Below are 12,306 nucleotides of genomic sequence, written 5' to 3' on the forward strand. Positions count from 1 at the left end.
TCCCGTGCAACTCTCGATGGGTGTCGATGCGTACACGTACCGGTGCCCGACGGATGCTGCATGGGTTGCGGTCAGGTTTGGAGATCTCTCCGCAACGCCGCGAGGGCCCGCACCGTCTGGCTGGTCACCGTTCCCGTCGCGCACCCGAGCGCGTGTGCCGTCTGTGTGACGCTGAGGTCGTGGAAGAAACGCAGCGCCAGGACTGCGCGTTGACGCGGCCCCAGTCGTCGCAGCGCGGGTGACAGGTATACGCGGTCGTCGACGGCGGTGTGCGGTGTGGGGTGCTAGCGCGATATCCGTTGTCGTGATCGACGTCGTTGCGCTCTCGTGTCGCCAGCGCGGCCGACGGCGTTCTGTGAGGAAGTTGCGGACCACGATACGGCGAGCGTAGGCGCCGAGCGCTGTCCGCCGGTCCAACCGGTTCCAGTGTTGATACATCTTGAACAGCGCTATCTGGACAAGGTCCTCCGCTTCGTGCCAGTCGCCGCAGATGTCGTAAGCCTCCTTTCGTAGCCAATGTCGTATCAAACGGACAAGTCGCTCGAACTCCACCTCATCTGCGTCGTGTGCCATCTCCAGCCCCGCCTCCCCGATGATCGCGGCTATGCAGCGCAAGGGGCCCGGCTGTGCGTGTACGCCTAAGGCGTCCCTGAAGTGCTCAGGTAGTCAAATATACTGATGAGTGTTGATATGTGAAAGTTATTATCTTATATGTCATCTTTCGGTCATAGCTATTACGATCGGCGACCAGTTGGGCTAGGCGTGGCACTCGAAGGACATGCGGGCAGCGCGGCCGTTAGGACCCTCGGGCTACCAGACGCCCAACAGGGCCACCCGGCGGCCAGCAACCGGCTTGGTCGACCTGTGCGTCGCTCAGTGCAGTACGGAACAGCCGCAGCGGAGCCGGCGCAGGCTACCGCTCGACGTACGTGGCGAGGTTCGCCAGCGAGGAGGCGAGGCCGGCGGCGTGGTCCGCCGCGCTGATGCCGGCCGGTACGTCGTCGGCGCGGATGTCCACCCGGGTGCCGCCGTCGACCGCCGACACCTCCCAGGTCATGGTCATCGTGCCGGCGTACGCCGGATCGTCGGCGACGAAGTCGACGGCCTGCATGACCCGTACGCCCGGGACGAGGTCGACGAAGCGGGCCTCGACGATGTCGGAGTCGGCGGTGGCCTTGCCCGGCGCGGTCGACGCGTCGGCGTAGGTCAGGACCAGCCGGTACCCGCCGCCGGGTCGGGCGTCGAACCGCTCGAACCGGCCGGTCATCCCCTGCGGCGGCAGCCACGCGGCGAGCGCGTCCGGGTCGACCAGAGCTGCGTAGACGCGCTCGACCGGGGCGGACATCACCCGGGCTGCCGAATCGGTACGGGTCGACGATGCGTCACTGGGACGGGCGTTCGATCGTTGCGCTGACACCCGGCTAACCTACGTCGCGACGCGGCCTGATCGGGAGACGACGAACAGTGGCGAAGCTGGAACTTACCGTCGAAGAGGCGGCGTTGTGTGAGATCGTCGGCGTACGGGCGTTCCTGCGCGCCCGTGCCCAACTCGCGAACGGCGAGTTGACCGACGCCCGGTGGGATGCGATGACCGGGCACGCCCAGGGCCGACTGGACCCTAGGCGCGGCGGCACCGTGACGGCGGCGGTCACCACCGACCCCGACGGGCTCGTCGCCACCGTCGACGGGGCCTGCTCCTGCGGCGAGAGGGCCTGCGGCCACCCGTACGCGCTGGTGCTGCGGGCCGTCGTCGGTGCCGCGCCGACGGTCCCGAAGCAGCGGCGGGCATCGGACGCGCCGACGGCCGACTGGGAGAAGAGCCTGTCGGCGCTGGTCTCCGACGTCGCCCCGGTCGTCACCGCCGCGCCGGCCCAGGCCACCGTCGGCCTGCAGTTCGAGCTGGTCAAACCGGGCGCGGCCGGTGGCGGCCGGCACGGCGGACGCATCGCACTGCGTCCGGTCCTACCCGGCCAGAACGGCTGGGTTCGCTCCGGCATCAGCTGGTCGACGGTGAGCTACGCCGGCCACGGCAGATCGCCGGAATCCAAACGGCACCGCCAGCTGCTCGGCGAGATCCTGAAGCTGTCGACAGTGGACGTCGACGGGTACGGCTACTACGGCGCCCCGACGACGATCTTCCTGGACGCGTTCGCCAGCCGGCGGATCTGGGACCTGCTGGCCGAGGCCGACGACGCCGGGCTGCCGCTGGTCCAGCCCGGCAAGTACGCCCGGCCGGTGGTCGTCGGCCGGCAGCCGGCCCGGCTGTCGGTGCAGGTCGACCGCGCCGACGACGACCTGATCGTGCAGCCGGTGCTGCTGGCCGACGGCGTACCCGTCCCCGCTGAGTTTTCCGCCTTCGTTGGTCGACCGGCGCACGGGATCACCTGGTGGGCCGAGCGCGGCGGCGTCGAGCCGCAGCCTCGGGACCGGGTGCTGCGGCTGGCACCGCTGTCCGGCGCGGTCTCCCCGGCGGCGGCGAAGGCCCTGGCCGGTCCCGCGATCCGCGTCCCCGCCGCCGACGAGACGCGGTTCTTCGAACGGTTCTACCCGGAGCTGCTCAAACAGGTCGAGGTCGTCGCCGCCGGCCCGGCGGTGCACCTGCCGCCGGTGCTGCCACCCACGCTCACCCTCGCCGTGACCCCGATGCCGGAACAGGCGCTGTCGATCCACTGGCAGTGGGTCCGCGCGATCGGCGCGCACCGGCAGACCGAGCCGCTGTGGGCCACCGGTCCGCGCGGGCACGCCGACTCACGTGGGCAGGCCGACCCCCGTGACGCCGTCGTCGACCAGGTCACCGAGGTGACGGCCAAAGCGGTCCCGGAGGCGATCGAGTCGACCCCGAACGGCGCACGACTCGCCGCGCTGACCACGCTCCGCGGCGACGCCATGATCCGGTTCCTCAGCGAGGTCGTGCCCCGGCTCGCCGACATCGACGGCGTCGAGGTGGTCGAATCGGCAGCGGAGCCCGTACCGGACTACCGGGAATCCGACGAGGCGCCGGTCATTCGGTTCGCCGGCACCGACCATCCCGGCGAACACGACTGGTTCGACCTGTCCGTGCAGGTCAGCGTCGGCGGCGAACAGGTCGTCTTCGATCAGCTGTTCACCGCGCTGGCGCAGGACCGGCAGTACCTCATCCTGCCCAGCGGCACGTACTTCAGCCTCGACCGCCCCGAGTTCGCCCAGCTCCGCGAGCTGATCGACGAATCGCGGGCACTGGAGGACCGGCCGCCGGGCGTGCTGCGGGTCGGCCGGTTCCAGGCCGGCCTCTGGGCCGAACTGGCCGAGCTGGGGGAGATCACCGGCCAGGCCGCCGCCTGGCAGCGCGCGGTCCGCGAGCTGGCCACCGCCGGCGCCGCCGTCGACCACCAGGTGCCCCCGCTGGTACGGGCGGAGCTGCGCCCGTACCAGCTCGACGGGTTTCGCTGGCTCGCCGCCCTGCGGGAGCACCAGCTCGGCGGCATCCTCGCCGATGACATGGGTCTCGGTAAGACCCTGCAGGCGCTGGCCCTGATCCGGCACGCCCGTGCCGACGTACCGTTCCTCGTCGTCGCCCCCGCCAGCGTCATCCACAACTGGGTCGCCGAGGCCGCGCGGTTCACCCCGGACCTGACCGTACGGGCGGTCACCCAGACCTCGGCACGGCGTGGCATGGAACTCGCCGAGGCGGCCGCCGGGGCGGACATCGTCGTCACTTCGTACACGCTGCTGCGGCTGGAGTTCGACGACTACCAGGCGCTCGACTGGGCCGGCCTGATCCTCGACGAGGCACAGTTCGTCAAGAACCACCAGTCGCAGAGCCACCGCTGCGCCAAGCAGCTCACCGCGCCGTTCAAGCTGGCCATCACCGGTACGCCGATGGAGAACAACCTGCTCGAACTCTGGGCGCTCTGCTCGATCACCGCCCCCGGGTTGTTCCCCCGGCTGGACCGGTTCACCGACTATTACCGTACGCCGATCGAGAAGGACCGCGACGGTGACCGGCTCGCCCAGCTGCGCCGCCGCATCCGGCCGCTGATGTTGCGTCGCCGCAAGGCCGACGTCGCCGCCGACCTGCCGGAGAAGCAGGAACAGGTGCTGGAGCTCGACCTCGACCGCAAACACCGCCGGATCTACCAGGCCTATCTGCAACGGGAACGGCAGAAGGTCCTCGGCCTGCTCGGGGACCTGGAGAAGAACCGGTTCGAGATCTTCCGGTCGTTGACGTTGCTGCGCCAGGCCAGTCTCGACGTCGCCCTGGTCGACCCGAGACACGAGGGTGTTCCGTCGACCAAACTGGACGTGCTGGCCGACCAGATCACCAACCTGGTCGCCGAAGGCCACCGTACGCTGGTGTTCAGTCAGTTCACCCGGTTCCTCGGCGCGGCGCGTGACCGGCTCGTCGCCGCCGGCGTCCGGTGCGGCTACCTCGACGGGTCGACGACCAACCGGGCTGCCGTAATCGCCGAGTTCAAACGCGGCGACGCCGACGTGTTCCTGATCAGCCTCAAAGCGGGCGGCTTCGGTCTCAACCTGACCGAGGCCGACTACTGCATCCTGCTCGACCCGTGGTGGAACCCGGCGACCGAGGCCCAGGCCGTCGACCGCGTCCACCGGATCGGTCAGAAATCGAACGTCATGGTCTACCGGATGGTCGCCAAGGACACCATCGAGGAGAAGGTCATGGCGTTGAAGCAGCGCAAGGCCGAGCTGTTCAGCAGTGTGCTCGACGGGGGCGAGTTCGCCTCCGCGCAGCTGTCCGCCGCCGACATCAGGGACCTGCTCGACCTTGACTGAGCCGATCTGGCACCGGGGACCGGATCGGGTCGGCGTGCGCGGCGACCGGCCTCAGGTGAGCAGCGGCAGTGCCCGGTCGCGGACGTCGACGTAGCGTTCGTGCACCTGCGGGGTGGCGGCGGCGGTGACCTCCTCGGCCTCGACCGGCCACTGTGGCGGCTCGGCGGCACCGGACAGCGCCCAGGCCGCCTGCCGGGCCGCGCCGAGCGCCACGTACTCGGCCGGGCGGGGCACGCTCACCGGCGCGCCGAACAGCGCCGGCGCGATCGCCCGTACCGCCCGGGACTGGGCCGCACCGCCGACCAGCAGCACCCGGTCGATCGGCACGTCCTGGGCGCGCAGCGCGTCGAGGGCGTCGGCGATGCCGCCGAGCATGCCCTCCACCGCCGCCCGGGCCAGGTTCGCCGCCGACGCGTTCGCCCGGGTGATCCCGGCCAGCAGACCACGGGCGTCCGGCAGATTCGGGGTGCGTTCCCCGTCCAGGTACGGCAGCAGGGTCAACCCGCCCGCGCCCGGCGGCGCCGACAGCGCCAACTCGTCCAACTCGGCCAGCGACCGGCCCAGCAGGTCGGCGACCGTGACCAGCACCCGGGCCGCGTTGAGCGTGCACACCAGCGGCAGGAACCGGCCGGTCGCGTCGGCGTAGCCGGCCACCAGCCCGCTCGGGTCGGCGGTCGGCATCTCACTCACCCCGGACACACAGCCCGAGGTGCCCAGCGACACCACCACCTCACCGGGGCGCAGGCCGACGCCGAACGCCGTACCCATGGTGTCGCCGGTGCCGGCCGCGAGCAGCGCGCCGGACGCGGTCTCGCCGACCACCTCGGCCGGCCCGGCGACCCGGGGCAGCGCCACGTCCCGCCCGAACGCGAGCCGTACCAGGTCCCGCCGGTAGTCCCCGGCCGCCGCCGACCAGTAGCCGGTGCCGGAGGCCTCACCCCGGTCGGTCGTCGGCGCTCCGCCGTCGGCGCGTAGCCGGTGGGTGAGCCAGTCGTGCGGCAGCAGCACCGTCTGCGTCCGGGCGGCGAGCTGCGGCTCGGCGCGGGCGAACCAGCGCAGCTTGGTCACCGTGAAGCTGGCCACCGGCACCAGGCCGACCGCGTCGGCCCACGCTTTCGGGCCGCCGAACTCGTCGGTGAGGTCGATCGCGGCCTGCGCCGACCGGGTGTCGTTCCACAGCAAGGCGTCCCGGACCACCTCGCCGGCGTCGTCGAGGCAGATCATGCCCTGCTGCTGTCCGCCGACGCCGATCGCGGCGACCCCGTCCAGCAGTCCGGCGCTGGCCTGCTCCCAGGCGGCCCACCACACGCGCGGGTCGACCTCGGTGCCGTCCGGGTGCGGGGCGCGGCCCTCGCGCAGCACCTCACCGGTGTCCGCGTCGCACACCACGACCTTCGTCGACTGGGTCGACGAGTCGACCCCGGCAACTAGCGTCAACGCACACCTCGCACGTGTCGAGTCCTACGGCCAGCCGAGGTCGACCTTACGCCCGTCGATGGAATGGTCCAATGGTGATCTTCGCGGCGGTCAGAGAGCGGCGGTCAGAGGTACGTGACACCGGTGAGCCGGGCCGCCGCCGCCCACATCCGTCGGCCGTTGCCCGGATCCCGGGCCTGATCGCTGGCCCGCACCTCGGTGACCGGGCCACGGATCTCCTGGAAGCCGCGTGGTCCGAAGAACTGCCCACCCCGTAAGCCGGGGGCGGTCGCCGCGTACAGCTGGGGTCGGGCCCCGGACTCGACCCCGCTGACGACGAGTGACATGAGCCGGCTTGCGGCGCGCATCAGCCGGCCCCGGTCGGCCATCGCGCGCGGGGTCAGGTTGGTACGGGTCATGCCGGGGTGGGCCAGCACGCTGACCACCGGCGACCCGGCCGCCCGCAGCCGGCGGTCCAGCTCCAGGCCGAGGATCGTGCCGACCAGCTTCGACATCGCGTACGCCCGGTTTCCGTTGTAGGACCGCTCGGACATCAGATCGTCCAGGTCGAGATTGCGCCATTTGTGGACGATCGACGACACGGTGACCACCCGGGGCTCCTTCCCGGCGGCCAGCCGGTCCAGCAGCAGCCCGGTCAGCGCGTACGGCCCGAGCGCGTTGGTGCCCACCTGCAGGTCGAACCCGTCCACGGTCAGCGGCGGTCGCGGACCGGTCAACACCAGCCCGGCGTTGTTGACCAGCAGGTCGAGGTTGCCGGTGAAGTCGGCGGCGAAGGCCCGGATCGACGCGAGTGACGCCAGATCCAGTCGGCGTACCTCGACGTCGGCGCCCGGCACCTCGCGCCGGATCGCAGCGGCCGCCTCCTCACCGGCCGCCACGTTACGTACCGCCAGCACCACGGCGGCCCCGTGCCGGGCCAGCTCCAGCGCGGTGACCCGCCCCACGCCGGAGTTCGCGCCGGTCACCACCGCGCGACGGCCGTGCTGGTCGGGGATCTGCTCTTGAGTCCAGTTCCGTATGTCCTGCATGACCGCCGACGCTAGGCAGCCGGGCAGGTCGCCGGGCAGACCTGGCCAACCTGGGACCACGGGACCTACCCTGCGGGGCGCGTCGACCGGCACACTCGATGGTGTGACGAGCACCGTCTACGCCCGCGAGCTGGCCGACTTCCTGCGTCAGCGGCGGTCCCGGCTGCGGCCGGAGGAGATCGGCCTGGCACCCGGCCCGCGTCGGCGGGTCGCCGGGCTGCGCCGCGAGGAGCTGGCGCTGCTCGCCGGGGTGAGCACCGACTACTACCAGCGGCTGGAGCAGGGCCGCGACGTTCGCCCGTCCGACGACGTGCTGACCGGCATCGCCCGCGCCCTCGCGCTCAACGCCGAGGAGACCCGCCACCTGCGGGCCCTGGCCCGCCGGGCGCAGCAGCCGCCGAAACCACGACGGCGTACCAGGGAGACCGTCCCGGAGAGCACCCGCCGGCTGCTGCACAGCCTGCACACCCCGGCCGTGGTGGTGAGCCGCCACCTGGATCTGCTGGCCTGGAATGCCATGGCTGCCGCCCTATACCCCGGTATCGGGCCGACCAACGCGCTGATCGACATGTTCGACCATGCGCAGGCGCACGGCCGCTGTCCCGGCTGGGAGGAGACGGTGCTGGACTACCTGGGCTTCCTGCGGGCGGCGGTCGCCGCCGACCCGGAGCACCCGCGCGCCCGGGAGATCGTCGGCACGCTCAGCATCCGCAGCGAGGAGTTCCGCCGGCTCTGGGCCCGCCACGACGTACGCGAATCGGTCAGCGGCAGCAAGACGTTCCCGCATCCACAGGTCGGCGAGCTGCGGCTGGACTGGGACGCCTACACCCCGCCGGGGCGCACCGGCCCGATCCTGATCGTCTACACCGCCGCGCCGGGCAGCGCCGACGCTGAACGGCTGCAACTGCTCAGCGCGTACGCGAACTGACGTCGTGGCCGAGCTGACGTCGTACCTGAGCTGGCGTCGTACCCGAGCTGACGTCTCACTGGGTGACGGGTACCACCGGGTCGGGCCGGCGGCGGGCGAGTAGTAGCAGGCCGAGCGTTCCCACGTAAAGCAGGGCGCCGACCGCGTACGGCATGCGGTAGCCGGCGTGCTGGGCGGCGCCGAGAACCGGGCCGGCGAGCAGCGCGCCGGTGGGGATGGCGTTCGAGTAGAGGGTGGAAGCTCGCCCCTGGTGCCGGGGCAGCATGTCCTGCATGTAGGTGATGCCGAGGCCGCCGAGTGCGGCGATCGACGCCGCGTTGAGCAGTTGCCCGACCAGCAGCGGCCACACCTGGTCCGAGACCGCGACCACCGTCATGTACGCCGCCCCGCAGCCGGCGCCGACGAGCAGCAGCCGGTGCACCGGGAGCCGGGTGGACAGCCAGCCGAAGCCGAGAATCAGCGGGATCTCCAGCCCGGCACAAAGGCCCAGCAGCAGACCCGCGGTCCCGACACCGGACCCCAGCTCCCGGGTGACGTGCAGCGGCAGGGCCTGGATGGCGAGGTTGCTGGCGGACCAGGTCAGCACGAACGCGGCGACGCTCAACCAGATGGTCCGGCGGGAGGCGTCCGCCCCGTACCGCTGGGTGTCCCGCACCTCACCGACGTCCGGGCGACGACGGTGCCGGAAGGCGAGCAGGACGACGCCGGCGGCGACGGCGTACACCACGGCGGACGCGGCGTAGGTGAGCCGGAACCCGCCGGTGGTGAGCAGCAGCGACGCCAGCGGCGGGCCGGCGACCCAGGCGACGGAGAACAGCGTACGGAAGGTGCTCATCGCCATCGCGATTCGCGCGGACCCGGCCAGCGCCTCCCGGGCGTAGGCGAACATCTGCGGGACCATCACCTGCGCCGACGCGGTCAATGTGACCGTGATGAGCAGAAAGACCGGGAAGTCCCGTACGACCGAGGTGAGCGCGCTGGACAGGCACCCGGCCGACGCGGCGGCGACCAGCAGCCACCGGCGGCTCGGCAGCCGGTCGGACAGCCGTCCGGCCACGGTGGCGATCACCACCGCCGAGACCGGGGCGGCGACCAGACACAGCGCGATCTGCCCGGCGCTGGCCCGGACCGCGTCGTCGAGGAACAGGGTCAGGTACGGCGAGGCCATCGCGGTCGACAGACCGACGGCTACGCAGGCGAAACCGAGCGCGGCCCAGGTGCGTACGCGGTTCAGGGCCTGCCACCCTCCCTGGCCCGCTCCCCGGTCCGCTCCCGCTCCGGCGCTCGCTCCCGGGGGCGGGCCCGCAGGTGGGCGCGTTCGCCCTGTTGGCCGAAGAGGCTGAGGAACTCGACCGGCTCGTCGCCGACCGCGCCGAACCAGTGTGGCACCCGGGTGTCGAACTCCGCCGCCTCGCCGGGGGAGAGGATCAGATCGTGCTCACCGAGCAGGACACGCAGCCGCCCGTCGAGGACGTACAGCCATTCGTAGCCCTCGTGGGTCTTCAGCTCCGGCTCCCGGCGCGGGCTGCGTGCCGGGATGATCAACTTGTACGCCTGGATGCCGCCGGCCCGCCGGCTCAACGGCAGCATGGTCATCCCGAAGCGGGTGACCGGCCGCAGGTGGATGCGCGGGTCGCCGGTCGGTGGCGCGTCGACCAGCTCGTCCAGGCTGACGCCGTGGGCGCGGGCAAGGGGCAGCAGCAGCTCCAGAGTGGGCCGGCGGGCGCCGGATTCCAGCCGGGACAGGGTGCTCACCGAGATGCCGGTGGCGGCCGACAGCTCGGCGAGGGTCGTCTCGCGCTGTTTGCGCAGCGCCCGCAGCCGGGGGCCGACCGAGTCGAGAGCATGGTCGAGGTCGTCGTCCATGCCACCCAGCTTGCCAGACTGGCAAGAGCATTTGCCGGTACGGTGGCCCGCCCGACGGTGCCCTGCCGGACATGCCCGGCACCGACCTTGTCGACCCGGCACCGAGCTTGTCGACCCGGTGCCCGGCGCAGGCATACTCGGTTGGTGACCACCACCAAACAGCCACGGTTGGAGATCGAGTACTGCACGCAGTGTCGCTGGATGCTGCGCGCCGCGTGGACAGCTCAGGAGCTGCTCACCACATTCGCGCTGCGGCTCGGTGAGGTGGCGCTGGTGCCGGGCACCGGCGGCGTCTTCGAGGTCCGGCTGGACGGCGAGACGATCTGGTCGCGGGGGGAGAGCGGCTTCCCGGGGATCCCCGAGCTGAAAAGACTGGTACGGGACCGCATCGCGCCCGATCTCAGCCTCGGCCACACCGACCGGGCCCTGCCGCACGGGCTCTGATCCGCCGCTCGGCTGTGCACCGTACGGCCACCGGTAGTCAACTGGATCGCAGCCGCAGCCCTGTCCACTGTGCTGGTCGTCGCTCCGGCCACGGCCGCGCGGGCCGCGAACCTGCCCAACCTGCCCCAGTCCGCCGGGCTGCTGCGGTCACCGGCACGACTGGGAGCACGTCGTCTCCTGGGTGAACCAGGCGTCGGACCGGGTCGACTACGTGTCCCGCACGGTGCACGGCGAGGGGCAGACCTATCCGCGGTCCTCGGTGCGGTTCGACGGCACGCATCCAAAGGTCGTCTACCACAAGGAAGGCGCCTTCGGCTCGCACAACTTCCGGCTGGCGAACAGCAACGACGACCCACCGGAGAACCACTACGGCACCTGGCGGTTTCCGCCGGTCGTCGACTGGAACGGCTGGCCCAGCACGGCGCTGCGGGACCGGTTGATGACCGCCGACTTCGGCTCCGCCAGCATCAAGATCACCGATCAGGACGACCGGTTTCGTAACCTGCTGAAACGGTCGAAACCGGCAGGTATCCCCTTCGACCCGTGGGCTTGACCCATGATGTGTGCACTGGTCTGATGCCACAGGTGCATCAAGATGCACCTGTGGCATCAGACCCGCGCAGGCCAACCAGAGCCTAGGCCAACACCAGCCCTCAGCCGGCTGCCCGACGGCTCTGGTGCGACCCGGTCTCTCCCGCCACGTCGCCAGTGGGCTCATCGAGGTGACGCTGACACACGCTAAGACGCGGAGTTAGCGTGCGTCAGCGTCACCTCGATGAGCGTTCAGGCTGCCCCGGGATGCCGAAGGTGACGCTGCGCGCCGAACGGTGCGCGGTTCCTGAGGCTCAGGCCGGGGCGGAATGATCCGGCGGGCGGCGTCGTTGTGCATGGTCGCGCCACGCAATCCGGCCCGCGGCCGCCAGGCTCAGGCCGCTGGCCGCCGGGCTCAGGCCCGTAGCCGTCAGGCACCTGCCGGGCGGCCCGGCGGGTGGGCCCGGTCGGGAATCGTCGGCGGGCCGGCGTGGTTGTAGATGGTCACGGCGCGCAGCAGCGCCCCCGCGCCACCGCGTCTGACCCCCGTACCACCCGGATGACCGTTTACCGCGCACCCGCCCGTCCGTGACGGGTGTGCCCCCTCGGCAAACGGAAGGTGGACCCCCCATGACCACGATCATCACCCGTACCCTGCGTACCAGCCTGCGTAACACCGCCCTCGGCATCGCCGGGCTGACCCTGGCCGGCGGCGCGATCGCCGCCCCCGCCCTGGCCGCCGAGCACGCCCCCACCGCCCTGGCCGCACCCGTGTCCGCCGCCGCCAGCAGTGGCGTGGACGCCGGCAAGCTGACCCCGCACGGTGTGCAGGGCGAGCAGTCCCGGATCGACCTGTCCGGTGAGCAGACCGACAACGTCAAGGGCATCATCGCCGCGACGAAGAAGGCCGGCATGGACGAGCGGGCCGCCGTGGTCGCCATCGCCACCGCCCTGCAGGAGTCGAAGCTGGAGAACCTGGGTCACCTCGGTGACCGTAACGACCACGACTCGCAGGGCCTGTTCCAGCAGCGTCCGTCGTCGGGTTGGGGCACGGTGGAGCAGATCACCGACGTGGAGTACTCGACCACCGCGTTCCTGAACGGGCTCAAGGCCGTCGACGGCTGGCAGGACATGCCGCTGACCGAGGCCGCGCAGACCGTCCAGGTGTCGGCGTACCCGGACCACTACGCGCAGTGGGAGACCCAGGCCGCCGAGCTGGTCGTCCAGCACTGGAACAGCTGACCAGAAACACCCCAAGCTCAGCGCGAGGGCCGGACCCCGGGTACGGGGTCCGGC

At 71.4% G+C, this 12,306-nt stretch carries 11 protein-coding genes and 1 pseudogene; 5 read left to right on the plus strand and 7 right to left on the minus strand.

The window, feature by feature from the left end; genetic code table 11:
* Positions 1 to 71 precede the first annotated feature (71 nt).
* From ACN27J_RS29175 to ACN27J_RS29185, 3 genes and pseudogenes are all read right to left on the minus strand, one after another.
* Positions 72 to 245, minus strand: a complete 174-nt coding sequence (locus ACN27J_RS29175) for a sigma factor-like helix-turn-helix DNA-binding protein (protein ID WP_421372566.1) — start codon at positions 243 to 245, stop codon at positions 72 to 74.
* 145 nt (positions 246 to 390) lie between these two features.
* Positions 391 to 573, minus strand: a pseudogene (locus ACN27J_RS29180) (RNA polymerase sigma factor); the annotation flags it as partial.
* Between the two features lie 340 nt (positions 574 to 913).
* On the minus strand, positions 914 to 1,417 hold the full coding sequence (locus ACN27J_RS29185; protein WP_421371158.1) for an SRPBCC family protein: 504 nt from the start codon (positions 1,415 to 1,417) through the stop codon (positions 914 to 916).
* A 47-nt stretch (positions 1,418 to 1,464) separates the two neighbouring features.
* Between ACN27J_RS29185 and ACN27J_RS29190 the strand changes: the two genes are divergently transcribed.
* Positions 1,465 to 4,776 carry an SNF2-related protein gene (locus tag ACN27J_RS29190; RefSeq protein WP_421371161.1) on the plus strand — a complete coding sequence of 1,104 codons (3,312 nt, stop codon included), beginning with the start codon at positions 1,465 to 1,467 and terminating at the stop codon, positions 4,774 to 4,776.
* Between the two features lie 51 nt (positions 4,777 to 4,827).
* On the opposite strand, the gene xylB is transcribed toward ACN27J_RS29190, so the two are convergent.
* Both xylB and ACN27J_RS29200 read right to left on the minus strand, forming a co-directional pair.
* Entirely contained in the window at positions 4,828 to 6,213 is a 1,386-nt protein-coding gene (gene xylB, locus ACN27J_RS29195; protein ID WP_421371163.1) for a xylulokinase, read from the minus strand.
* A gap of 104 nt (positions 6,214 to 6,317) precedes the next feature.
* The gene (locus ACN27J_RS29200) at positions 6,318 to 7,241 is read right to left on the minus strand and encodes an oxidoreductase (protein WP_421371164.1); all 924 of its coding nucleotides are present in this window, start codon (positions 7,239 to 7,241) and stop codon (positions 6,318 to 6,320) included.
* Positions 7,242 to 7,344: 103 nt separating this feature from the next.
* Here ACN27J_RS29200 and ACN27J_RS29205 point away from each other — a divergent pair, with 103 nt between their 5' ends.
* Positions 7,345 to 8,169 carry a helix-turn-helix domain-containing protein gene (locus ACN27J_RS29205; protein ID WP_421371167.1) on the plus strand — a complete coding sequence of 275 codons (825 nt, stop codon included), beginning with the start codon at positions 7,345 to 7,347 and terminating at the stop codon, positions 8,167 to 8,169.
* A 55-nt stretch (positions 8,170 to 8,224) separates the two neighbouring features.
* On the opposite strand, the gene ACN27J_RS29210 is transcribed toward ACN27J_RS29205, so the two are convergent.
* Together ACN27J_RS29210 and ACN27J_RS29215 are read right to left on the minus strand one after the other, a co-directional pair.
* Entirely contained in the window at positions 8,225 to 9,403 is a 1,179-nt protein-coding gene (locus ACN27J_RS29210; protein ID WP_421372568.1) for an MFS transporter, read from the minus strand.
* On the minus strand, positions 9,400 to 10,035 hold the full coding sequence (locus ACN27J_RS29215) for a helix-turn-helix domain-containing protein (RefSeq protein WP_421371169.1): 636 nt from the start codon (positions 10,033 to 10,035) through the stop codon (positions 9,400 to 9,402). The genes ACN27J_RS29210 and ACN27J_RS29215 overlap by 4 nt, the downstream gene beginning before the upstream one ends.
* Positions 10,036 to 10,179: 144 nt before the next feature.
* Between ACN27J_RS29215 and ACN27J_RS29220 the strand changes: the two genes are divergently transcribed.
* The 3 genes from ACN27J_RS29220 (at position 10,180) to ACN27J_RS29230 (ending at position 12,252) form a co-directional block, all read left to right on the plus strand.
* Positions 10,180 to 10,479: a SelT/SelW/SelH family protein gene (locus ACN27J_RS29220; RefSeq protein ID WP_233605653.1), complete on the plus strand. Its 300-nt coding sequence runs from the start codon at positions 10,180 to 10,182 to the stop codon at positions 10,477 to 10,479.
* A 67-nt stretch (positions 10,480 to 10,546) separates the two neighbouring features.
* On the plus strand, positions 10,547 to 11,032 hold the full coding sequence (locus tag ACN27J_RS29225) for an NPP1 family protein (RefSeq protein WP_421372570.1): 486 nt from the start codon (positions 10,547 to 10,549) through the stop codon (positions 11,030 to 11,032).
* A 632-nt stretch (positions 11,033 to 11,664) separates the two neighbouring features.
* Positions 11,665 to 12,252: a hypothetical protein gene (locus tag ACN27J_RS29230; RefSeq protein ID WP_421372572.1), complete on the plus strand. Its 588-nt coding sequence runs from the start codon at positions 11,665 to 11,667 to the stop codon at positions 12,250 to 12,252.
* Positions 12,253 to 12,306 lie beyond the last annotated feature (54 nt).

It is taken from the genome of Solwaraspora sp. WMMB762 (genome assembly GCF_049179115.1).
In the GTDB taxonomy this organism is placed as follows: Bacteria; Actinomycetota; Actinomycetes; order Mycobacteriales; family Micromonosporaceae; genus Micromonospora_E.